This is a genomic window from Stenotrophomonas maltophilia (assembly GCF_039555535.1).
GTDB lineage: Bacteria > Pseudomonadota > Gammaproteobacteria > Xanthomonadales > Xanthomonadaceae > Stenotrophomonas > Stenotrophomonas maltophilia_Q.
The window spans coordinates 4,639,310-4,662,108 of sequence record NZ_CP154630.1 but is presented as its reverse complement, the minus strand read 5'-3'; the positions used below and the strand labels follow the sequence as shown (position 1 = coordinate 4,662,108).

Genomic DNA, 22,799 nt, shown 5'->3' with positions numbered 1-22,799 from the left:
CGCTTTTCTTCTTTCCCTCTGATCGAGCAACAAGGACGCCCCGATGAGTACTGCTGTGGATGCTGTCGAACGCACTGAAATCCTGATCATCGGCGCGGGCCCGGCCGGCTCCGTCGCCGCGGCGATGCTGCGCCAGCAGGGCCGCCAGGTGCTGATGCTGGAGCGCCAGCAGTTCCCGCGCTTCTCCATCGGCGAAAGCCTGCTGCCGCAGAGCATGGAGTACATCGAAGCGGCCGGGCTGCTGCAGGACGTGGTCGAGGCCGGTTTCCAGTACAAGAACGGCGCGGCTTTCGTGCACGGTGAAGCACGTACCGCCTTCGATTTCCGGAAGAAGTTCTCGCCGGGCTGGGGCACCACCTACCAGGTGCAGCGCGCCGACTTCGACAACGTGCTGGCACGCGGCGCCGAGCGCATGGGAACCACGCTGCGCTTCGGTGATGAAGTGCTGTCGGTCGAACCCGGTGAACAGCCGGCGGTGAACGTGCGCCGCCCGGATGGCAGCGAATACCGCATCGAAGCCGACTTCATCCTCGATGCCTCCGGCTTTGCGCGCCTGCTGCCGCGCCTGCTGCAGCTGGAGTCGCCGTCCAACTTCCCGGTGCGCGGCGCGATCTTCTGCCACGTGCGCGACAACATCCCGGCCGAAGCGGACTTCGACCGCAACAAGATCCTGATCACCACCCACCCCGAGCACATCGACGTCTGGTACTGGACGATTCCGTTCTCCAACGGCTGCTGCTCGCTGGGCGTGGTCGCCGAGCCGTCGTTCTTCGAGCGCTACCAAGGCGACGACCTGCAGAAGCTGCAGGCCATCGTCGGCGAGGACCCCAACCTGACCGGGCTGCTGGCCAATGCCGAATGGGCGGTGCTGCCGGTGCGCCGCATCACCGGCTACTCGGCCAATGTCAGCTCGCTGTGGGGCCCGGGCTATGCGCTGCTGGGCAACGCCGGCGAGTTCCTCGACCCGGTGTTCTCGTCCGGCGTGACCATTGCCTTCAAGTCCGCGCAGCTGGCCAGCGAGTGCCTCAAGCGCCGCTATGCCGGTGAAACCGTGGACTGGGAGGCGGAGTTCTCCAGGCCGCTGCGCGCGGGCGTGAAGACCTTCCGTCGCTTCGTGGAAAGCTGGTACCAGGGCGGCTTCCAGAAGATCATCTACCACCCGCAGCAGCAGCCGGAAGTACGCAACATGATCAGTTCCATCCTGGCCGGATACGCCTGGGACACCAACAACCCGTATGTGGCCGACGAGAGTGGCCGCCGCATGCGCGTGCTGGAGGAACTGTGCAGCGCCTGATCTTCCGTACTGCGGCCCTGCTGCTGTGCCTGCTGCTGGCCGCCTGTGCCGGGCGCATGCCCAAGCCACAGGTGGAGCTGCCGCCGCTGCGCCTGTCGCCGACCAGCCTGCCGGCGCCGCTGGCGCTGCAGCAGCAGCTGCACTTCCGCTTCGGCAGCCACGAGCGCGACCTCGATGCGCTGCTGGAAGCCGACACCCAGCAGGTACAGCTGGCGGTGCAGGCGATGGGCCAGACCGGCGTGCGCCTGCAATGGGACGGCCGACAGCTGACCCAGCAGCGTGCGCCGTGGTTGCCGCCGCAGGTGCGTGCCGAGCGTGTGCTGGATGACCTGCAGTTCGCGCTGTGGCCGACCGCCGCCATCGCTGCCGCGCTACCGGCCGGCTGGCAGGTCAGCGACGACGGCCAGCAGCGCAGCCTGTCGCGCGATGGCGTGGTGTGGCTGCAGCTGCAACGGCTGGACGATGGCAGCGTGCAGCTGGAGAACCGCGCCGAAGGCTATGCACTGCGCATCGAATCGATCGACATGGCCGGGCAGGACCGATGAGTGCACCGATCTACCTGAACGACCTGGGCGTGGTCTGCGCGCTCGGCGAGGGCCGCGCCGCGGTGGCGTCGGCGATGTTCGCCGACGTGCCGGGCGGGCTCAGCGACAACGACCACCTGCTGCCGGGGCGCACCCTGGCGCTGGGCGAAGTGCGCACGCCGCTGCCGGCGCTGGAGGACCTGCCGGCCGCCCTGCGCGGGCGCAACAACGCGCTGCTGGAGGTGGCCCTGGTGCAGATCGCGCCGGCGGTAAGCGCCGCCATCGCCCGCCACGGTGCCGAGCGCGTGGCGGTGGTGCTGGGCACCAGCACTTCGGGCATCGGTGAATCCGAGCAGGCGCTGCGCACCCACGCCGAACAGGGCCAGTGGCCGCCGGGGTTCGACTACGCCCAGCAGGAAATGGGCACCGCCGCGCAGTTCGTGCGCCAGCGCAGTGGCGCGCAGGGGCCGGCCTGGACCCTGTCCACTGCCTGCTCGTCCAGCGCCAAGGCGCTGATGTCGGCCGCGCGCATGCTGCGCGCCGGCATCGTCGATGCGGTCATCGCCGGCGGTGCCGACTCGCTGTGCCGCTTCACCGTGGCTGGCTTCAGCGCGCTGGAATCGGTGTCGGCGTCGCGTTGCAACCCGTTCTCGCAGCACCGCGCCGGCATCAACATCGGCGAAGGCGCGGCACTGTTCCTGCTCACCCGCGAGCCGGGTCCGGTGTGCCTGGCCGGGTGGGGCGAATCGGCCGACGCCCACCACATGTCGGCGCCCGATCCGCAGGGCCTGGGCGCCATCGATGCCCTGCAGCAGGCGCTGCAGCGCGCCGGCTGGGCCACCGATGAAGTGGACTACGTGAACCTGCATGGCACCGCCACCGGGCACAACGATGCGATGGAAAGCCTTGCGGTTTCGCAGGTGCTGGGCAACGGCGTTCCGGCCAGTTCGACCAAGCCGCTGACCGGCCATACGCTGGGCGCGTCAGGCGCGATCGAAGCCGCACTGTGCTGGATCCTGCTGGCCGAGAATCCGCAGCAGCAGCTGCCGCCGCACTGGTGGGACGGCGTGGCCGATCCCGCGCTGCCGACGCTGACGCTGGTCGCACCCGCCACGTGCCTGGCACAGCCGCCGCGGCGGGTGCTGAGCAATTCGTTCGCCTTCGGCGGCAGCAATGCCGTACTGGCGCTGGAGCGCCGATGAACATGCTGTATGCGATTGAAGAGGTGGTGCCGCACCGCCAGGACATGTGCCTGCTGGAGCGCATCACGCACTGGGACCAGGACGCCATCGAGGCCGAACTGGTGGTGCCCGAGGCCGGCCTGTTCGTGGAAAACCACGAAGTGCCGGCTTGGGTGGGCATCGAGTACATGGCGCAGGCCATCGCGGCCTGGGCCGGCTGCCGTGCGCGTGCGGCCGGCAAGCCGCCGCAGCTCGGTTTCCTGCTCGGCAGCCGCCGCTACAACAGCGCGCGCAGCAGCTTCCCCAGCGGCTCGCGACTGCGTGTACAGGCGCGCTGCGAGCTGTTGGGTGACAATGGATTGGGGATGTTCGCCTGCCGCATCCTGGCGGGCGAGGACGAATGGGCGACAGCCAACGTGTCGGTGTTCGAACCGTCCGATGCGATGGCCTATCTGGAGAGTGGACAGGCATGACAGGGAATCGAAGTGTGCTGGTGACCGGCGCCAGCCGGGGCATCGGCCGGGCCATTGCGCTGCGCATCGCGCGCGATGGCTTCGACGTGGTGGTGCATTGCCGCAGCCGCCTGGATGAGGCACAGGCCGTGATGGCCGAGATCCACGCATTGGGCCAGCAGGCCCGCGTGCTGATGTTCGACGTGGCCGATCGAGAGGCCGCACGCGCCGTGCTGGAGGCCGATGTCGAAGCGCACGGCGCGTATTACGGCGTGGTCTGCAATGCCGGCATCGCCCGCGATGGCGCCTTCCCGGCACTGTCGGCCGACGATTGGGACCAGGTCATCCACACCAACCTGGATGGCTTCTACAACGTACTGCATCCGCTGATCATGCCGATGGTGCGGCGGCGCAAACCGGGCCGCATCGTCACCCTGTCGTCGGTGTCCGGCCTGGCCGGCAACCGCGGGCAGGTCAACTACAGTGCCGCCAAGGCCGGCATCATCGGCGCCACCAAGGCCCTGGCGCTGGAACTGGCCAGCCGCCAGATCACCGTCAACTGCGTGGCCCCGGGCCTGATCGAGACCGAAATGCTCAACGACGAAGTGGTTGAACACGCGCTCAAGCTGATTCCGGCCGGCCGTGTCGGCCGTCCCGACGAAGTGGCGGCCACGGTGGCGTTCCTGCTGTCCGAGCCGGCCGGCTACATCACCCGCCAGGTGATCTCGGTGAACGGAGGCATGCTCTGATGGCCGCCGATCGTCGCGTAGTGGTGACCGGCGCGTCCGCGATCAGTCCGCTCGGCCATGACTGGCCGACCATCGAAGCGCACCTGCGCAGCTGCCGCAACGCGGTGCGCACGATGCCCGAATGGGATGTCTACGCCGGCCTGAACACCAAGCTGGCCGCGCCGGCGCAGGACTTCGAGCTGCCGCCGAACTACAACCGCAAGACCACCCGCTCGATGGGCAAGGTGGCGATCATGTCGGTGCGCGCCACCGAAGTGGCGCTGCGCGAGGCCGGCCTGCACGAGCACCCGGTGCTGCGCAGCGGCCGCACCGGCGTGGCCTACGGTTCCTCGTCGGGCAGCCACGAAGCCACCGGTGAGTTCGGGCGCATGCTCAACGAGTTCACCACCGATGGCATCAGCGCCACCACCTACCTGAAGATGATGAGCCACACCGCGCCGGTCAACATCGGCGTGTTCTTCGGCCTGTCCGGGCGCGTCTACACCACCTCCAGCGCCTGCACCTCGGGCAGTCAGGGCGTGGGCGCGGCCTATGAAGCGATCCGCAGCGGCAAGCAGACGGTGATGGTCGCCGGCGGTGCCGAGCAGCTCGACGCCACCGCTGCGGCGGTGTTCGACACCCTGTTCGCCACCAGCGTGCGCAACGACGCGCGCAGACCACGCCGCGCCCGTTCGATGCCGGCCGTGATGGCCTGGTGCTGGGCGAGGGTGCCTGCACGCTGATCCTGGAAGACCTGGAGCACGCGCAGGCACGCGGCGCCACCATCCTTGCCGAGGTGGTCGGGTATGGCACCAACAGCGATGGCCAGCACGTCACCCAGCCCAGCGCCGACACCATGGCCACCGCCATGCGCCTGGCGCTGGAAGATGCAGGCCTGGAGCCGGCGCAGATCGACTACGTCAATGCCCACGGCACCGCCACCGATCACGGCGACATCGCCGAGACCCAGGCCACCGCGCAGGTGTTCGGAAGCCGCGTGCCGATCAGCTCGCTGAAGAGCTACGTCGGCCACATGCTCGGTGCCTGTGGTGCGTTCGAGGCCTGGCTGAGCATCGAAATGATGCGCGCCGGCTGGTTCGCGCCGACCCTGAACCTGGCCGAGGTCGATCCGCGCTGCGGCCAGCTCGACTTCATCACCGGGCAGGGCCGCGAACTGCAGGCCGAGTACGTGATGAGCAACAACTTCGCCTTCGGCGGCATCAATACCTCGCTGGTGTTCCGCCGCTGGAGCGAATGATCCGCCGTCCCATCCCGCCTTTTTCCGCAACCCACCCGCACCCTCGACAAGGAGATGTTCCGATGCGCCGCACCCTGATGATCGCCACGGCCACCGCACTGCTGGCCCTGACCTCCACCGCTTCCGCCCGCGATACCCGCCTCGAGCAGTCCCTGCAGGAGCTGGTCAGCTCGCAGGCCGCCAGGGACGCCGGCATTGACGGCAGCGTGCGCTTCTACCTGGCCGGCCAGCCGGTCGGCGTGCAGCAGCGCCTGGGCGAAGACGTGACCAACAAGAAGACCAATGCCGCCAACAAGAGCGACGCCGAAGCCTGCCGCTGGGTCGCGCTGTCGGCGCTGCGCGCGCTGCAGGATGGCGCCAGGTCGCGCGGTGCAAACGCGGTGGTCGACATCGTCAGCTACTACAAGAAGAACGAGTTCAAGAGCAGCACCAACTACGAGTGCTGGGCCGGTACCTTCGTCGCCGGCGTGGCGCTGAAGGGCACCTACGCCAAGGTCAAGTAAGCGACCGCAGGGCGGTGGCGTTGCCTGAACGCCGCCGCCACATTGCTGAACCCCGTCGGGGAAACGCCGTTGATCCCGCCGCCATCGTCGGCTGACGGCTTTCCCCGGTGTCGGCTTTCCGACACAATCATGGCTCTTCCCGGGTTATCGTCCCGCGGACATGCACGCCTACGTCTATAAAAGCCAACTCAAGCCTGACACCTACGTCTACGTTCCCCGACGCGATGATTTCAGCGCGCTGCCTGCGCCGCTGCTCACCTCGCTGGGTGCGCTCACTTTCGTCCTGGACGTGGCTCTGGATGCCCAGCGCCGCCTGGCCCAGGCCGACCCGGACAAGGTTCGCAGTGAAATGAGCGAGCGCGGGTTCTACCTGCAGGTGCCGCCGTCGGTGGCCAGCCTGATGCCGCGCCACTATGACTGACGCCTCCCGTCCGCGCGCCCTGTCGATCGCCTTCGCTGCCGGCGCCCTGCTGGCGCTGGGCGCTGCCGTGGGCGGCGTTGCCGGTGCCGTCCTTGCCGCATTGGCACAACCGGTGTTCGCGCTGGGCGTGTCGTGGTGGCGGCGCAGCCGCGCGCTGCTGCCGTTGAAGGTGGTTGCACGCCAGGACCTGCCGGCGCTGCTGGCGTTGTGGTCGGCGGCGCCGGTGTTGCTGGCGCTGCTGCTGGCCTGGCCGCTGGCCGCACTGCGTGACAGCGGCAGCCTTGCGGCGGTGCTGGGCCTGAGCGTGCTGGTCAGTGCCGGCCTGCTCGCGGCCTGGCGCACCTGGCCGTTGTGGAACGATGTCGAACGGCTTGATGGCAGCCTGGCCCACCATTGGCAGGCGCTGGCCGGTCGCGACCTGACCGCCTGGCGCGGTCTTGGCGTGGCCGCGCTGGTGATCGCGCTGGCCGCGCTGGTGGTGCTGCCCGCCTGGCCGGGCCTGCTGCCGGAAAGCGCACGCTGGCCCACCGCGCTGGCGGTGGTGCTGCTGTCACCGCTGCTGCATCTGCTGCTGCAGCGGGTCAAGCCGGCGCCGCTGGTGGCGTTGCGCTCCAGCCCATTGGCGACGTCCAGCCACGAACACGAACCGATGTTCGCCGCCGCGGCCGAGACCGCGCCGCTGGAGGCGATGGCACCGCAGGAGCTGACCCCGGCACTGTATGAAGCCGCCCGCCATGGCCGCATCGACCGTGGCCTGCAGCTGCTGCAGGCCGGCGCCGATCCGTATGCGCTGCCCGACCCGAACTGGCGCGACCAGCGCAGCCTGGCAGTGCTGGCCGCGGTGTTGCCGGACCTGCGCCTGCTGCGCGAACTGATCGCCCGCGGCGTTGACGTGAACGCGCCGCACCGCGGCATGACGCCGTTGCTGGCCGCCACGCGTGACAGCTGGCATGGCCGCCCCGAAGCGGTGATGACCCTGCTCGCCAACGGTGCCGACTCGCGTGCTACCGACAGCGATGGCAATACGCCGCTGCACCATGCCGCGCGCAGTTCCGACCCGGGTGTGGCCGCGCTGCTGCGCGATGCCGCCGCCGAAGTCGACGCGCTGAACCGCGATGGCTGGTCGCCGCTGGCGGTGGCCTGCCAGGTTGGCAACTGGCGCCTGGCCCGCTTCCTGCTCGAACGCGGTGCACGCAGCGAACCGGCAGAGGGCACCCCGGTGCTCCTGGCCGCCGCTGCCACCGAAGACGACGATCCGGCTGGCGTGCAGCTGCTGCTCAAGCACAAGGCACGTGCCGACGCCCGCGACCGCCAGCGCCGCAGCGCGCTGCACGAGGCGGCGCTGGCCGGGCATGTGGAGATCATCGGCGTGCTGTTGGCCGCCGGTGCCAACCTGGAAGCGCGCGATGCACTGGGGCGCACGCCCTGGCTGGAAGCCGCCCGTGCCGGGCGTGCCGCGGTGGTCGAACACCTGCTGCCGCACAAGCCGGACCTGGTTGCCGTTGACGGCGAAGGCCGCAACGCGGTGCAGCTGGCGGTGATGGCCGAGGATGTCTCGCCGTTGCTGATCAAGCGCCTGGTGGAGCTGGGCATCGCCGCCGACGCGACCGATCCGGTCGGTCGCCGCGCGGTGGACTACGCTGCCGAAGCCGGCCGCTGGGCGATCGTCGCGCTGCTGGATCCCTCCTATCCGTTGCCGGCCGCGGTCAGTGACGGCCTGGCCGAGCGTGGCGAAGCCGCCGGTGCCAGTGGCCTGCTGCCGGACCGCCCGCCGCTGACCCTGCTGCGCGAAGCGCTGGGCTTCGGCAACACCGAAGGCATGGCCGCGCTGGCCAAGCTGTGCCAGCCGGAAGAACTGGGTGGCCTGCTGCTCGATCCGGAACTGGCGCTGGAGCCGCGCGCGGTTGATTGGCTGCTGGGCCACGGCGCCGATCCCTACGTGCGCGACGCCTGTTCCGATACGCCGATGTTCGCCCTGCTGTCGCGCGGCATCGATGCGGTGCCGGCGCTGCAGGTGATGTTGCAGCGTGGCCTGTCGCCGGCCGGCCGTGGCGGCCTGGCGCGCTTCCTTGCCGCCTGCGCCCAGCACGACCAGGCGGCGCGCGGCCTGGAACAGCTGGCGCTGGAACTGCTGGAGCGTGGCGCCGATCCGTTCGCAGCTTCGCCGGCCGGTGATCCGCCGCTTTCGCTGGCGGTGCGCCTGGGCTGGCTGCGCCTGCAGCAGGCCCTGCTGAAGGCGGGCGTGGATCGCGAAGCGCGCGACAGCCACGGCATGACCGCATTGCATCTGGCCACTGCGCTGGCCCGCGAAGGTGCGCTGAAGCTGCTGGTGCAGCACGGCGCCTCGCCGGAAGCCCGCGCCGCCGATGGCCAGACGCCGCTGGGCGTGGCGCTGTCGATTGGCCGCGGCGATCTGGCCGACTGGCTGGACTGGCGGGTGTGGCCGTTGCCGCGCCGCACCCTGCGCGAGGCCGATCTGCCGGCCGCCGCAATGGCCGGTGACGTCGATGCGGTGCGCCGCCTGATCGATCTGGGCTTTGCCGTTGATGCGGTCGATGCACAGGGCTGCACCGCGCTGCTGCGCGCCGCCGGTGGCGGCCATCTGGCGGTGACCGACCTGCTGCTGGCGCGTGGTGCCGATCCGCAGCACGCTGCGGCCAGTGGTGCCACGCCGCTGTCGGCGGCGGTCAGCATGCGCCAGGTGGATATCGTTTCGGCCCTGCTCGACGCCGGCGCCAAGCTGGAACACCGCCTGCCGGGCGGAGTGACCGTGTTGATGCTGGCCTCTGCGCTGGGCCTGCCGGACATCGTCGCGCGCCTGCTCACTGCCGGTGCCGACGTGCACGCAGGTGACGCGCAGCAGCTGGGCCCGCTGCACTGTGCCGCGCTGTACGGCTTCAGTGCCCGCGACCGTTCGCGCCTGCTCGCGCTGCTCGACACCCTGCTGCTGGCCGGTGCAGAACCGGACCAGGCCGCGGCCGGTTCGGTCACGCCGCTGCTGCTGCTGCTGGGCGCCCGCGCCGAGCCCGGGACCGCCTGCGACGAGCAGGTGGTGATGGCCGCGGCGGAACGCCTGCTGGACGAAGACGTGAGCTTGGACGTGCGCGACCCGCGCGGCTTCGGTCCACTGCACCTGGCGGCGCTGCATGGCCTGCCGCTGCTGGTGCAGCGCCTGCTGCGCGCTGGCGCCGATCCGGAAGTGCGCGACAGCCTCAACCGCAGCCCGCGCGAGATCGCGGTGATGCGGGGCTTCATCGATGTGGCCGGCGAGTTCGAACCGCGCGTGCCGGGTGTCTCGTCGATGGCGCGGTTCCTGCGCGACAACGGCTGAGGATCCGGGGTCGGATCCCTTTCCAACGGAAAGGGCTCTGACCCCAAGACTTTGGGATCCGGTCTCGGGTGGGTGCCGACCGCTGGCCGGCACGCCTACTTGTCGTCGCTTTCCGCGTCGGCCTCGAACAGGTGCATCAGGTCGTTGCGCGCATCGCGCGAGGTCTGGATCACCGCCGCCTCGTCGTCGTAGACCAGGTACTGGTCGCGCAGCAGCTGTTCGTCGTGCTCGCGGAAACGCTGCACGTGGCGCTCGGCCACGTTCGGCGCAATGCCCAGCGCGGTCAGCACGCGGCCGCTCATCTCCAGGCTGGTGCCGAACACCTCGCGGAACGGCTCGGCCGACATGTCCATCAACCGCCACGCATGCTGGCGGTTGCGCGCACGCGCCAGCACCGTCGCGTCCGGATACAGCCGGCGCACCATGCGCACCGCACGCAGGTTGGTTTCCGGGTCGTCCACGGTGATCACGAACACATCGATGTGCTCGCCGCCGGCCGCGCGCAGCATCTCCGGCCGGGTCGGGTCGCCGTAATACAGCTGGTTGCCGAAGCGGCGCAGGTCGGCCACGGTATCCGGGTTCGCCTCCAGCGCCACGAACGGTACCTTCTGCGCGGTCAGCAGGCGCGCGATCACCTGGCCGAAGCGGCCCATGCCTGCGATCAGTACCTTCGGCCGGTTGTCCGGTGCCACCTTGTCGGCGTCGGCCGGCTCGCGCGGCGCGGCTTTCTCCTGGCCGAGCAGTTTCAACAGCGCAATCATCAACAGCGGCGTGATCGCCATCGACAGGCCGACGATCGCCACCAGCCGGTCGTGGTTGGCGTTGCCCAGCAGGTGCGCGCGCTGCGCCTCGTTGAACACCACGAAGGCGAACTCGCCGCCCAGCCACAGCACGCTGCCCAGCAGCAGCGATTGCCGCGGGCTGAGCCGGGCGACGCGGCCAACCGCGTAGAGCAGGCTGAACTTGACCACCAGCAGGATGCCGACACCCGCGGCAATCAGCCAGGGCTCGGCGGCAATGCGGTCCAGGTCGATGCCCATGCCCACCGCGATGAAGAACAGGCCGAGCAGCAGGCCCTTGAATGGTTCGATCTGCGATTCCAGTTCGTGCCGGAACTCCGAGTCGGACAGCAGCACGCCGGCCAGGAAGGCACCGAGGCTGGGGCTGAGGCCGGCTTCCTGCATGAACCAGGCGGTGCCCAGCACCACCAGCAACGCGGTGGCGGTGAACACTTCCGGGCTGCGGGTGCGGGCAATGGTGCTGAACACCCGGCGCAGCACCGGCCGCCCGCACAGGATCACCACCGCCAGCGCACCCAGCGCGACGGCCGCATCTTCCCAGCGCAGGGTTTCATTCTTGACCCCGCCCAGCAGCGGAATGGCCGCCAGCAGCGGGATCGCGATCAGGTCCTGGAACAGCAGGATGGCAAAGCCCAACCGGCCGTGGTCGCTGTTGATCGCCTTGTGCTCGGACAGCAGCTGCAGGCCCACCGCCGTGGATGACAGCGCCAGCGCCACACCCACCACCAGTGCGCTCTTCCACTGGAAGTGGTCGAGCAGCAGCAGGCCGCCCAGCACCAGCCCGGACAGCGCCACCTGCGCCGCACCGGCACCGAACACCGAGCGCCGCATCACCTTCAGGCGTGCCGGCGACAGCTCCAGTCCGATCACGAACAGCAGCATCACCACGCCGATCTCGGCGGCGCCAAGGATGCGGTCGGCGTCCTGCACGAAGCCCAGCCCGTCCGGGCCCAGCACCACGCCGGCCGCCAGATAGCCCAGCACCGCGCCGAAGCCGAATTTCTTGAACACCGGCACGGCGATGACCGCCGCCAGCAGCAGCACCAGGGCCAGTTCCAGACCACCGCTATGCATGGGAATACCTGGTCATCGGGGGAGCCCGCTGTGCGTCCGTTCGGGTGGAGAAAGCGTGGCGAACACCACCGCGCCATTATGCGCGCCGGTCTGTGTACGCACGAGAACAACCTGCGGGGCAGGGTGCTGCCGTTGCGGGACCGGGTTGACCTGCATGGCCCACGGGTCCAGACTGCCCGCCGCTGGCGGCGCGTCCGCCAGTACACGCATCCCGGAGTCCCCAACCCATGTCCAGCGACAGTAGAAGTCGACCTCGTTCGACGCCAGCGATGGCCACCGCCTGACATCGGGACGGTTTGCCTGCGTTGGCGTTGCGCGAGGTCGCACCCCACAAGGCAAACCCGATGAACCAGAAGCAATTGCTGCGCCCGGTGGCCGATGCCGCCGCCCTGGCCGCGCCGCTGGCGAACTACAACACCGCCGACGCGGTGGAATTCCTCAACACGCTGGAACTGGTGCGCGCCGCGGAAACGCTGGCTGCGCTGCCGTTGCCGCGTGCGGTCAAGATGCTGGAAGCGCCGGAGCTGCACCGCAGCGGCGAGCTGGTGGCCGCATTGCCGCCGGCCCGCGCCGCCGCACTGCTCGGGCTGATGGCTGATGACCGGGCCACCGACATCGTCCACGAGCTGGACGAAGAAGAACGCGCACGGCTGATCCCGCTGCTCGGTACCGATGCCCGCCAGACCATCCAGAAGCTGCTCAGCTATCCGCCGAACACCGCCGGTGCGCTGATGACCACCGAGTACGTGGCCGTGCCCGCCAGCTGGACCGTTGCGCAGACCCTGCAGCACATCCGCCAGGTCGAGCGCACCCGCGAGACGGTGTACGCGATCTACGTGCTGGACCCGGCCACCCAGCAGCTGCAGCAGGTGGTGACCATGCGCCGGTTGATCACCGGCCTGCCGGAGGAGTCGATCCTGGACGTGGCCCAGGTCAATCCGCCGGTCACGGTGGACGCGCTGTTGGACCAGGAAGAAGTGGCACGGCTGATCCGTCGCCACGACCTGCTGGCGATCCCGGTGGTCGATGCGCAGCAGCAGATGCTTGGCATCGTCACCGTCGATGACGTACTGGATGCGCTGATCGAGGAATCCACCGAGGACGCGCACAAGTTCGGCGGCATGGAAGCGCTGGACAAGCCGTACATGCAGATCGGCTTCTTCGAGATGCTGCGCAAGCGCGCCGGCTGGTTGAGCGTGCTGTTCCTGGGCGAGATGCTGACCGCCAGCGCGATGCAGCACTACGAGGACGAACTGGCGCGCGCGGTGGTGCTGACCCTGTTCATTCCGCTGATCATGAGTTCCGGCGGCAACTCCGGCTCGCAGGCCACCTCGCTGCTGATCCGCAGCCTGGCGCTGCGCGAACTGCGCCTGCGCGACTGGTGGAAGGTGGCCATCCGCGAGATCCCCACCGGCATGGTGCTGGGCGCCATCCTCGGCTGCCTGGCGATCGTGCGCATCGTGATCTGGCAGCTCGGCGGCCTGCATGATTATGGCGAGCACTGGATCCTGCTGGCGATCACCATCGGCGCGGCGCTGGTCGGCATCGTCACCTTCGGCTCGCTGTCCGGTTCGATGCTGCCGTTCATCCTCAAGCGCCTCGGCTTCGACCCGGCCAGTGCCTCGGCCCCGTTCGTGGCTACCCTGGTGGACGTGACCGGCCTGGTGATCTATTTCAGTATCGCCGCGATGATCCTGCACGGCACCCTGCTGTAACTGCTCTGGTAGGTGCCCACCTTGGTGGGCACGCGCCACGGTCACGCGGGGGTCAGATCCCTTTCCTGAGGAAAGGGATCTGACCCCATCGCCCTGGAATTTGGTTACCGTAGGCGCATGAGTACCTACCACCTGCAGTCCGTGTTCCGTCCGCAGTCGGTCGCGGTGATCGGCGGCAGCCCGCGCGAGCGCTCGGCTGGCCGCGCGGTGATGCGCAACCTGCGCGGCACCGGCTTCCCCGGCAAGGTGGCGTGGATCAACCCGCGGCATGCCGAGATCGATGGCATCCGCACGGTCAAGCGGCTGAAGGACGTGGACTGGGTGCCGGACCTGGTGGTGATCACCGCACCGGCGGCGATCGTGCCGCAGGTGGTGCGCACCGCCGCCGAACGCGGCGTGCAGGCGGCGATCATCCTCACCGCGCATCTGGGTGAAGGCCCGGGCTCGCTGTCGGCGCAGGTGGAAGCGGTGGCACGCAAGCATGGCCTGCGCATCCTCGGCCCGCATTGCCTGGGCGTGATCGCGCCGCACGCGCGGCTCAATGCCAGCATCGCCGCGCATTTCCCGCAGGCCGGCGATCTCGCATTGATCTCCGAATCTTCCGCCATTGCCGCGGCGCTGGTGGAGTGGGGCGTGGCCCGTTCGGTGGGTTTCTCCGCCGTGGTGTCGCTGGGCGACACGATGGACGTCGACTTCGGCGACCTGCTCGACTACTTCGCCACCGACTACCGCACCCGCGCCATCCTGCTCTATGTCGAGCAGATCAAGGATGCGCGCAAGTTCATGTCGGCCGCACGTGCCGCCGCGCGTGCCAAGCCGGTGGTGGTGGTGAAATCCGGTCGCGCCGAACGCGTGCAGCCGGGCAGTCGTGATACCCATGTACAGGCACTGGCCCGCGCCGACGACGTGTACGGCGCCGCGTTCAACCGTGCCGGCCTGCTGCGCGTGGGCGCGCTGGACGAACTGTTCACCGCCGCCGAATCGCTGGGGCGGTTGGGGACGTTCCCCGGTCGTCGCCTGGCGATTCTCAGCAATGGTGGCGGTGTCGGCCGCCTTGCCGTGGACCAGCTGGTCGCATTGCGTGGGACGCTGGCCAACCTGTCCGACAGCACGGTCGAAAAGCTCGACGCCGTGCTGCCGCAGGGCTGGTCGCGCAGCAATCCGGTCGACATCGTGGTCGACGCCGATGGTGAGCGCTATGCCGCCGCCATCGATGCGCTGCTGGCCGACAACGAGAATGATGCGGTGATGGTGGTCAACGTGCCGACCGCATTCACTTCATCCGCAGACGCCGCACAGGCACTTACCCGCACGCTCGGCCTGCGCCCACGCCATCACCGCGACAAGCCGGTATTCGCGGTGTGGCTGGGCAACGACGACCAGGCCACCGCCACGCTCAACGCGGCACGGGTGCCGACCTATCCGACCGAGGCCGAAGCCGTGCGTGGCTTCCAGCATCTGGTGCGCTACCGCGAGGCGCAGAACGCGCTGATGGAAACACCTCCCAGCCTGCCGCAGGACTTCAGTGTCGACGCGGTGGCCGCACGCGCGCTGGTCGATGCGGCATTGGCCAACGGCCAGCAGTGGCTGGATCCGTTGGCTACCCACGAATTGCTCAAGGCCTACGGCATTCCCTCCGCGCCGGTGATGCACGCGCGCGATGCGCACGAGGCGATGGACCTGGCACAGCCGCTGCTGGAGCGTGGTGCCAGCGTGGCGCTGAAGATTCTGTCGCCGGACATTCCGCACAAGTCGGAAGTCGATGGCGTGCGCCTGAACCTTGCGACGCTTCCGGCAGTGCAGAGCGCGGCCAACGCGATCCTCTCGCGTGCGCGGCAGCTGCGACCAGACGCGCGCATCGATGGCCTGCTGGTGCAGCCGACCATTGTTCGCCCGAAGGCGCGTGAACTGATTGTCGGCATTGCCGATGACGCAACGTTCGGCCCGGTGATCGTGGTCGGTCGTGGCGGTACTGCAGTAGAAGTAATCAACGACAAGGCGCTGGCGTTGCCGCCACTCGATCTGCGCCTGGCCCATGAACTGATCGGACAGACCCGGGCCTCGCGCATCCTCAAGGCCTACGGCGATGTACCGGCTGCCGACGAGCGCGCGCTGGCCCTTGCACTGGTTAAGCTGGCACAGCTGGCCGCCGACATTCCCGAAGTGCGCACGCTGGACATCAATCCGCTGCTGGTCGACAGCAAGGGCATTCTTGCCCTCGACGCACGCGTGGCGGTGGCACCGTCGCGCATCCTGCACAAGGGACGTGGCCATCCGCGCTTCTCGGTATTCCCGTATCCGAAGGAGTGGGAGCGCACCATCGAACTGTCCGATGGCGGCCGTGCGTTCGTGCGGCCGGTGCGACCGGAAGACGATGCACTGTTCCGTGCGTTCTTCGCCCGGGTCAGCGACGAAGACCTGCGCCTGCGCTTCTTCCAGTCGGTGAAGCACTTCAGCCACGAATTCATCGCGCGCCTGACCCAGCTGGACTATGCGCGCTCGATCGCACTGGTGGCGATCGAACCGCGCAGTGGCGAAATGCTCGGCGCGGTACGCCTGCACGCCGATGCCGATTACCACCGCGGCGAGTACGGCATCCTGATCCGCTCGGACCTGAAGGGCCACGGCATCGGCTGGCGGCTGATGGCGATCATGATCGAGTACGCCAAGTGGCTGGGCCTGGATGTGGTCGAGGGCCAGGTGCTGCGCGAGAACAGCACCATGCTGGCGATGTGCCAGAGCCTGGGCTTCAAGACCAGGCTCGACCCGGACGACCCGACGGTGATGATGGTGACCCTGCCGGTGCAGCAGGTCGAAGTGCCTGAGACCCCTCTGTAGAGCCGAGCCCACGCTCGGCTGTCTTGCGCCTGAGCCGAGCATGGGCTCGGCTCTACAGCATCAACGCACCGGCTCCACCACCACGGCCGTGCCGTAGCACAGCACCTCGGTCAGCCCGGTCATCACATCGGTGGCGTCGTAGCGCATGCCGATGATCGCGTTGGCGCCCAACTGTCGCGCGTGCTTGACCATGTCGCGGTAGGTTTCCTCGCGCGCCTGTTCGCACAGTTCGGTGTAGATGGTGATGTTGCCGCCGAACAGGGTCTGGATGCCACCGAGGAAATTGCCGACGATCGAGCGCGAGCGCACGGTGATGCCGCGTACCACGCCGAGGTTGCGCACGACCCGGTGGCCGGGAAGCTCGAAGGCGGTGGTGACCAGTGAATCGTCGAAACGTGCCAGTGAGGTCGTCGGGTTGCCGCTGTTGTAGGGGTCTGCCATGGTCGCATCCTTGTCGCTGCCTTATGTAGAGTCGAGCCATGCTCGACTGGCCGTGCAGCAGTCGAGCATGGCTCGACTCTACAGCGCAATCGCCCGTTGCGGCATGGTTCTGTCACCGCACCAGCGCGACAATACCCGCATGACCGAACGTATTCCCCTGTTGCTGCTGCCCGGCCTGCTCAACGACGCCGAGCTGTGGCGCGCACAGCTGGCCGACCTGGCCGACATCGCCGATTGCACCGTAGGTGACCAGACCCGTGGCGAGACCCTGCAGGCAGTGGCCGAGGATGTGCTGGCACAGGCACCGGAGCGCTTCGCCCTGGCCGGTTTCTCGCTGGGTGGCTTCGTCGCCCAGCAGATCCTGCGCATCGCCCCGGAACGCGTACTGCAGCTGGCGCTGGTTGATACCTCGATCCACGCCGACTCACCGGAGCGCGCCGAGCAGCGCCGCAGCCAGCGCGCCAGCGTACGCCTGCCGGGCAGGTTCCATGGCTTCGGCGATACGCTGATGCGCAGCTACATCGATGCCTCGCGGCTGGACGATTACGTGCTGGTGCAGCGCGCGCGCGACATGACCGCCCGCCTGGGTTCGGAGGTGTTCCTGCGCCAGAGCGCGCTGGAACGCCGCGACGGCCATGACGTGCTGGCCGGCTACCGTGATCCGCTGTTGATCATCTGTGGTGCCAATGATCGCATCACGCCGCTGGCAGTGAGCGAGGAAATGCATGCGTTGGTGCCGCATTCGCAGCTGGTGGTGGTGGCCGATTGCGGTCACCTGGCCCCGATGGAAAAGCCGGACGAGGTCAGTGCGGCGATGCGTGGGTGGCTGTCTGTGGATTGAAGGGGATCGGTGGCATCGGCGGTTCGTTCCACCCCAGTCTGTTGTAGGCGTGGTAACGAATCACGCCGATACGTTCGTGCAACATCACCTCGGCCAGCAGCAGGTTGAAGGTCGAGGGGAGCCAGCCGGGCGTGGCGCGTAGTCGGTCGCTGGGCAGGCCTTCGGCAATCACGCCGAAATTCTGGAAATAAAGCAGGCTTCGCGAAGACCCGAGGTCACGATCACCACGCGCGATGGATCGTGGCGGAGCATCGCGCTGCTGTTCCGGGCGTTCTCCCAGGTGTTGGCGCTGGCGTCCTCCTGCTCGATGCGATCCCTCGGCACACCCAGACGGGCCAGCTCGCGCGCGTAGACGTAGGCCTCGCTGGTCTTACGGTTTCTTGAGGCACCTCCGCTCACGATCACCCTGCAGATCTCGTACTTCCGCTGGCAGAGCAGATAGCGCTGCGCCGTAACCAGCAATCGGCTGTACCCCGCCAGTCCCGGGCTGGAGCCCTCGGGATGGTGCTCGATGCCACCGCCCAGCAGCACGATCGTTGTCTTCGGCCGATCTGCAGGTGTCGTGAACGCAGGGCTGGCCTGGGCCCGGTCGAGCATCCATTGCGTGATCGGGCCCGATGCACTGGACAAGGCCATGAAGGGCAGCACCGACAGGAGTGCCGCGGTGCGGAATCGGCGTGTGGCGATCAGTGCAGCACATGCCAGCAGAAGAAGAAGGATGAACACCAGCACAGTGCACCTCAGGAAAGACTGAATGGATTCCGATGGCGCATGGCCGTCGTTGCATGGATGCTGGATGCCATGGATCTGAAACGACTGTCACCCTTCTTGAGAGTGAGCGTCATCCTTGCCGGAATATTGCTTGGAATAGCGCTGGGATACGTGCTTTCCAGGCATTTCCCCGGGTTGGCCGCGCTCATTCACGAGCGGATGCAGTAGTTCTTGCGGAGGATCGGTTGTCGCAAATGGCCTTGCACTAAGTCGTTTCTGGCCGCGAGCGATCGGCGGCAACAGGTCGAATGCGACACGGGGCGGAGGCAGATGCACACAACCGAACGGATGGATGAACCGGAAATCCCAGCGGCCGGGAGCGTTGGTCCAGAGCTCGGACCGCATTCAATGCTGCGGATGATTGCAGCGATGTCGCCACGCGAGCTTCCGCGCTTTGTCTCTGCATTGGACGAAGCGATTTCGCGGTGGACGAGCGAGGATGTGAGTGCGCCTTGCGGCGATCCGGATGCGGAACTGACGCGCCTGCATGCGCTCAAGAGCATCACCTCGGCGCTGGGCAGCCCGATGATCGCCAAAGCCTGCGATGACCTGGGTGAGTGCGTTCGATCGGGGGCGACGGTGGAGCACATACGTCGGCGCTCCCAAAGGGTGGCGGCCGCCGCGCAGCGTCTTCTGCAACGTTCCATCGTTCCTCGCAGCTGAAGGAATCCAGCCATGTCCAATGCCCGCTCTGGCCTGCTCGAGCCTGGCCCCGACGCCCTGCTCCAGGCGGCCCGCTCACTGGAGATGAATCGACTCGCATTGTTGCTGTCCTGCCTGCAGGAGCCGAGGGCCAGTCTGTTCAGGGTGGTATTGCAGGCGCTGACGGTGTTGTGGTGCTGGCTCTGGATGGATGGACCGCAACCCGTGCTGGCCAACGATGCGGCGAGGGTGTTGCCCGCGTCCATTGCGCTGCTTTTCGCTTCCGTGGCATGGGCGGCGTGGGTGAATCTGTACAAGGACCGCGGTGTGGCATGGCGCGACGCGGCGGGCCTGCTTCTGAGCCTGATGATGGTCACCGTGCAGGTCGATGCGGCCTTCATTCTTCTGATGACGCTCAATGCAACCTTGCCTTTCCTCGTGATCGCAGCGACAACGGTCTACGGGCGGAAGGCAATGGCTCCGGCCATCGCTGCGGCGACGCTGGGCCTGCTGTGGGCTGCGCCCGAGGGTTACTGGACCTCGCGGCCGGCGTACCTGGCGTACGCCTTGGCGCTGACTGTCCTGCTGCCTGCCGTCGTCGCCACCATGGTCGCTGCCATGCGCGATATCGCACTGCGTGCCGTCGCCTCGCGTGAGGCCCAGGGGCGGTTCGTGGGAACGATGAGCCACGAACTGAGAACTCCCCTGAACGCCATCATCAACGGCATCCAGTTGCTGGACATGGAGACCGCCACGGCGGCCCGGCGCGGCGCACTTGCGATGGTGGCCCGTCAGGCGAGAGCGCTGCGGCATCGCATTGACGATGTCCTTGATGTGGCGAGTATCGAGGGTGGAAAGCTGCGGCTTCGTCCCCAGCCCTGTTCGTTGGCGGCCACGCTCGATGCAATGCAGGAAAGCTGCGCAGCGGCCGCTGCATAGAAGGGCGTGTTGCTGATGGTCGATGAGTGCGATCCTGCGGTGTGGATGCTGGCCGATGCGGGCCGCATCGAACAGGTGATCAGCAATCTCGTCTGCAACGGGATCAAGTTCAGCGCGATGGGTGGGGAAACCCGAGTGCGTGTTGATTGCACCCGAGTCGATGAGCAATGGCAGGTGCGTGTCATCGTCTCCGATTCCGGCCGCGGCATTGACGAGAGCGATCAGGAATCGATCATCTCGCCGTTTGTGCAGGTGAGCGAGGGGGATGCACGTTGCGAGCAGGGGGTTGGGCTTGGGCTCTACATCGTGCGGCTGATTTCCGATGCCATGGGCGCGACGATCGAGGTGGGTCGCAGTGCGTGGGGCGGTGCCTCGTTCACGTGGCGCTTCACTGCTCCCGCCATCATCGGCGAGGCATCGTCACCGTCGCTTGAGGAGGTTTTCAAGGCGCATTCGAGATCGGTGCGATCCCTGCATTGCCTGCTGTTCGAAGATGTGGAGACCAACCGGCAGGTGGTCGAGCGGTTGATGGAATGCGCGGGCCATCGGCTGAGTTGCCGGAACGACGGGCGCGATGCGCAGGCTGCGATGGCCTCGCTTGCGCCGGACGTGGTGCTGCTGGACCTTCATATGCCGGGTTGCAGCGGTTGGGACGTACTTGAAGCGATCGGCTCCAGAACGGAAGATCCGCCCATCCTGGTGATGAGTGCGGACACGCGTCTGCAGGTCATCGAGAGGGCGCGTTCAATGGGCGCTGCCGGCTTCCTGTGCAAACCGTTGGACGTGCACGAGGTGCTGCGGATGCTGCATGAGGTGGGGTCCCGGGGATCCATTCAGTAGAGCCGAGCCATGCTCGGCTCCAGGGATACGGCAGCCGAGCGTGGGCTCGGCTCTACAACAACAGGGCCTCAATCCCAGGCTGGCGCAATGCCTTCCGGATTGGCCAGGCGGTGCCCACGATCCAGCTTGGCGATCTGTGCCATGTCTTCGTCGGTCAGGCGGATCGCGGCCGCTTCCAGGTTGCTGGCCAGGTTCTCGCGCTTGGTCGAGGACGGAATGACCGAGAAGCCCTGCTGCAGTGCCCAGGCCAGCGCGATCTGCGCGGGCGTCGCCTGGTGCCGGCCGGCAATGGCCTGGATCACCGGGTCCTTGATCACCTCGCCATAGGCCAGGCTCATGTAGGCGGTGATGTGGATGCCGTTGTCCTGCAGGAACTTCACCAGCAGGCGGTTCTGCAGGTACGGATGGATCTCGATCTGGTTGGTGGCGATCGCATCGGCGCCGAGGATCTCGATCGCCTTGCGGGTCTGGGCGATGGTGAAGTTGGAGATACCGATCGCCCTGGTCAGCCCCTGCGCCTTGGCTTCGGCCAGCGCCGGCAGGTACTCCTCCATCGGCACGTCGACCTTGTCGTTCGGCGAGGGCCAATGGATCAGCGCCAGGTCGACGCGGTCGGTGCGCAGCTTTTCGAGGCTGGTACGCAGGCTGGCCAGCAGCGCATCGTGCTTGAACTCGGAGATCCACACCTTGGTGGTGAGGTACAGATCATCACGCGGCACGCCGGACTCGGCGATGGCCTGGCCGACTTCGGCTTCGTTGCCATAGATCTGCGCGGTATCGACGGCGCGGTAGCCGACATCCAGTGCATTGCGCACCGAGTCGATCACGGTCTGGTCCTTCAGGCGGAAGGTACCAAGGCCAAAGGCGGGAACAGTCATTGAAAGCTCCAAGGGGGGAGGGAGTTGCTAGGGAAAGAGGGTAGGACAGGTGCCGTATGCATGCCGGCAACGCTGCATTGCATGGATCAGTGCGCGGCCACGGCGATGCCGTCGGCACGATCATCGATGCCATCACGACGGTCCAGGCGCCCGCTGAGCACGGTCAGCGCATAGGCGGCCAGTACCACCAGCGCGCCGAGCCACGGCGTGTGCATCAGGCCGACGTGCTCCACCACCAGGCCACCCAGCGAGGCGCCCAGCGCGATGCCGATGTTGAAGGCGGCAATGTTCAAGCCCGAGGCCACGTCGGTGGCCTGCGGTGCATAGCGCTGCGCCTGCTTGACCACATAGACCTGCAGGCCGGGCACGTTGCCGAATGCCGCCGCGCCCAGCGCCAGCACCGTCAGCAGCATCAGCCAGATGTTGTAGGCGGTGAAGGTGAGCACGAACAGTACGACCGCCAGCAGGGCGAAGATGCGCTTCAGCGCGGGCACCGGGCCCATGCGGTCGGCCATGCGGCCGCCCCACAGGTTGCCGATCGCCACCGACACGCCGTACACCAGCAACACCAGGCTGACCGCGTTGGCCGAGAAACCGGTGACGTCCTGCAGGATCGGCGCCAGGTAGGTGAAGGCCAGGAAGGTGCCGCCATAACCCAGCGTGGTCATCGCATAGACCAGCAGCAGGCGTGGCTGGGCCAGCACGGCCATCTGCTGGCGGAAGCTGGACGGCGCGCTCTGCGGCACGCTGCGCGGCACGAACAGCAGCGCGCCCAGCAGTGCGATCACGCCGAGCCCGGCCACGGCCAGGAAGGTGGCGCGCCAGCCCAGGTGCTGGCCGATGAAGGTGCCCAGCGGTACGCCGGTCACCAGTGCCACGGTCAGGCCGGTGAACATGATGGCGATGGCACTGGCCGCCTTCTCCTTCGGTACCACCGCAGTGGCGATGATCGAGCCGATCGAGAAGAACACGCCATGTGCCAGGCCGGTGAGGATGCGCGCGGCGATCAGCGAGGTGTAGCCCGGCGCCAGGAAGGCGATGACGTTGCCGAGCGTGAACAGCACCATCAGCGCCACCAGCAGGGTCTTGCGCGGCACGCGGCCGGTCAGCGCGGTCAGCACCGGCGCACCGATCGCCACGCCCAGCGCGTACAGCGAGACCAGCAGGCCGGCCGAGGGCAGGCTGACCTGCAGGTCGGCGGCGATGGTTGGAATCAGGCCGACGATGACGAACTCGGTGGTGCCGATGGCGAAGGCACCGAGGGTCAGGGCCAGCAGGGCGAGGGGAATGCCACGGATCATGGCAGGCTCCAGAGGGAAGGAAGGCGC

The 22,799-nt window shown here is 67.7% G+C and carries 21 protein-coding genes and 1 pseudogene; 16 read left to right on the top strand and 6 right to left on the bottom strand.

Annotated features, from left to right (window positions below; genetic code table 11):
* The first annotated feature begins 43 nt into the window (after positions 1–43).
* The 9 genes and pseudogenes from AASM09_RS21445 (at position 44) to AASM09_RS21405 (ending at position 9,692) form a co-directional block, all read left to right on the top strand.
* On the top strand, positions 44–1,294 hold the full coding sequence (locus AASM09_RS21445; protein WP_049431695.1) for an NAD(P)/FAD-dependent oxidoreductase: 1,251 nt from the start codon (positions 44–46) through the stop codon (positions 1,292–1,294).
* Positions 1,282–1,839 (top strand): DUF3261 domain-containing protein, encoded by a 558-nt coding sequence (locus AASM09_RS21440; RefSeq protein ID WP_049431699.1) that lies wholly within the window; start codon positions 1,282–1,284, stop codon positions 1,837–1,839. Before AASM09_RS21445 ends, AASM09_RS21440 begins: the two co-directional genes overlap by 13 nt.
* Positions 1,836–3,020, top strand: coding sequence for a beta-ketoacyl-[acyl-carrier-protein] synthase family protein (locus AASM09_RS21435; RefSeq protein WP_049431701.1), 1,185 nt, complete (start codon positions 1,836–1,838; stop codon positions 3,018–3,020). The genes AASM09_RS21440 and AASM09_RS21435 overlap by 4 nt, the downstream gene beginning before the upstream one ends.
* Positions 3,017–3,472, top strand: coding sequence for a hotdog family protein (locus AASM09_RS21430; RefSeq protein WP_049431704.1), 456 nt, complete (start codon positions 3,017–3,019; stop codon positions 3,470–3,472). The genes AASM09_RS21435 and AASM09_RS21430 overlap by 4 nt, the downstream gene beginning before the upstream one ends.
* A complete protein-coding gene (locus AASM09_RS21425) occupies positions 3,469–4,200 on the top strand; it encodes a 3-ketoacyl-ACP reductase FabG2 (RefSeq protein ID WP_049431705.1) in 732 nt (243 codons plus the stop codon). The genes AASM09_RS21430 and AASM09_RS21425 overlap by 4 nt, the downstream gene beginning before the upstream one ends.
* A pseudogene (locus tag AASM09_RS21420) lies at positions 4,200–5,437 on the top strand (beta-ketoacyl-ACP synthase). Before AASM09_RS21425 ends, AASM09_RS21420 begins: the two are co-directional and overlap by 1 nt.
* 62 nt (positions 5,438–5,499) lie before the next feature.
* A complete protein-coding gene (locus tag AASM09_RS21415; protein ID WP_049431708.1) occupies positions 5,500–5,940 on the top strand; it encodes a hypothetical protein in 441 nt (146 codons plus the stop codon).
* Between the two features lie 160 nt (positions 5,941–6,100).
* Positions 6,101–6,361, top strand: a complete 261-nt coding sequence (locus AASM09_RS21410) for a YcgL domain-containing protein (RefSeq protein WP_049431711.1) — start codon at positions 6,101–6,103, stop codon at positions 6,359–6,361.
* The gene (locus AASM09_RS21405) at positions 6,354–9,692 is read left to right on the top strand and encodes an ankyrin repeat domain-containing protein (RefSeq protein WP_049431713.1); all 3,339 of its coding nucleotides are present in this window, start codon (positions 6,354–6,356) and stop codon (positions 9,690–9,692) included. The genes AASM09_RS21410 and AASM09_RS21405 overlap by 8 nt, the downstream gene beginning before the upstream one ends.
* Positions 9,693–9,787: 95 nt before the next feature.
* Here AASM09_RS21405 and AASM09_RS21400 read toward each other — a convergent pair whose 3' ends face one another.
* Entirely contained in the window at positions 9,788–11,566 is a 1,779-nt protein-coding gene (locus AASM09_RS21400; RefSeq protein ID WP_049431716.1) for a monovalent cation:proton antiporter-2 (CPA2) family protein, read from the bottom strand.
* Between the two features lie 344 nt (positions 11,567–11,910).
* Here AASM09_RS21400 and mgtE point away from each other — a divergent pair, with 344 nt between their 5' ends.
* Positions 11,911–13,281: a magnesium transporter gene (gene mgtE, locus AASM09_RS21395; RefSeq protein WP_100443719.1), complete on the top strand. Its 1,371-nt coding sequence runs from the start codon at positions 11,911–11,913 to the stop codon at positions 13,279–13,281.
* Positions 13,282–13,398: 117 nt separating this feature from the next.
* The gene (locus AASM09_RS21390) at positions 13,399–16,119 is read left to right on the top strand and encodes a bifunctional acetate--CoA ligase family protein/GNAT family N-acetyltransferase (RefSeq protein ID WP_049426730.1); all 2,721 of its coding nucleotides are present in this window, start codon (positions 13,399–13,401) and stop codon (positions 16,117–16,119) included.
* A 60-nt stretch (positions 16,120–16,179) separates the two neighbouring features.
* Here AASM09_RS21390 and AASM09_RS21385 read toward each other — a convergent pair whose 3' ends face one another.
* Entirely contained in the window at positions 16,180–16,560 is a 381-nt protein-coding gene (locus tag AASM09_RS21385) for a YbjQ family protein (protein ID WP_049426729.1), read from the bottom strand.
* A gap of 139 nt (positions 16,561–16,699) precedes the next feature.
* Between AASM09_RS21385 and AASM09_RS21380 the strand changes: the two genes are divergently transcribed.
* Positions 16,700–17,401, top strand: coding sequence for an alpha/beta fold hydrolase (locus AASM09_RS21380; protein ID WP_049426732.1), 702 nt, complete (start codon positions 16,700–16,702; stop codon positions 17,399–17,401).
* On the opposite strand, the gene AASM09_RS21375 is transcribed toward AASM09_RS21380, so the two are convergent.
* Together AASM09_RS21375 and AASM09_RS21370 are read right to left on the bottom strand one after the other, a co-directional pair.
* Entirely contained in the window at positions 17,364–17,573 is a 210-nt protein-coding gene (locus AASM09_RS21375) for a hypothetical protein (RefSeq protein WP_238378658.1), read from the bottom strand. The genes AASM09_RS21380 and AASM09_RS21375 overlap by 38 nt on opposite strands.
* On the bottom strand, positions 17,570–18,133 hold the full coding sequence (locus AASM09_RS21370) for a YdcF family protein (protein ID WP_238378657.1): 564 nt from the start codon (positions 18,131–18,133) through the stop codon (positions 17,570–17,572). The genes AASM09_RS21375 and AASM09_RS21370 overlap by 4 nt, the downstream gene beginning before the upstream one ends.
* A 39-nt stretch (positions 18,134–18,172) precedes the next feature.
* Between AASM09_RS21370 and AASM09_RS21365 the strand changes: the two genes are divergently transcribed.
* The 4 genes from AASM09_RS21365 (at position 18,173) to AASM09_RS21350 (ending at position 20,593) form a co-directional block, all read left to right on the top strand.
* On the top strand, positions 18,173–18,340 hold the full coding sequence (locus tag AASM09_RS21365; protein WP_157804702.1) for a hypothetical protein: 168 nt from the start codon (positions 18,173–18,175) through the stop codon (positions 18,338–18,340).
* A gap of 180 nt (positions 18,341–18,520) precedes the next feature.
* Complete coding sequence (locus AASM09_RS21360; RefSeq protein WP_238380327.1) at positions 18,521–18,835, top strand: tripartite tricarboxylate transporter substrate binding protein; 315 nt, start codon at positions 18,521–18,523, stop codon at positions 18,833–18,835.
* 12 nt (positions 18,836–18,847) lie between these two features.
* Positions 18,848–19,753: a sensor histidine kinase gene (locus AASM09_RS21355; protein WP_238378655.1), complete on the top strand. Its 906-nt coding sequence runs from the start codon at positions 18,848–18,850 to the stop codon at positions 19,751–19,753.
* A 15-nt stretch (positions 19,754–19,768) separates the two neighbouring features.
* Positions 19,769–20,593: an ATP-binding protein gene (locus AASM09_RS21350; RefSeq protein WP_238378668.1), complete on the top strand. Its 825-nt coding sequence runs from the start codon at positions 19,769–19,771 to the stop codon at positions 20,591–20,593.
* Between the two features lie 68 nt (positions 20,594–20,661).
* On the opposite strand, the gene dkgB is transcribed toward AASM09_RS21350, so the two are convergent.
* A complete protein-coding gene (dkgB, locus tag AASM09_RS21345) occupies positions 20,662–21,471 on the bottom strand; it encodes a 2,5-didehydrogluconate reductase DkgB (RefSeq protein WP_010482282.1) in 810 nt (269 codons plus the stop codon).
* Positions 21,472–21,557: 86 nt separating this feature from the next.
* Positions 21,558–22,772 carry an MFS transporter gene (locus AASM09_RS21340; RefSeq protein WP_049426728.1) on the bottom strand — a complete coding sequence of 405 codons (1,215 nt, stop codon included), beginning with the start codon at positions 22,770–22,772 and terminating at the stop codon, positions 21,558–21,560.
* Between the last annotated feature and the right edge of the window lie 27 nt (positions 22,773–22,799).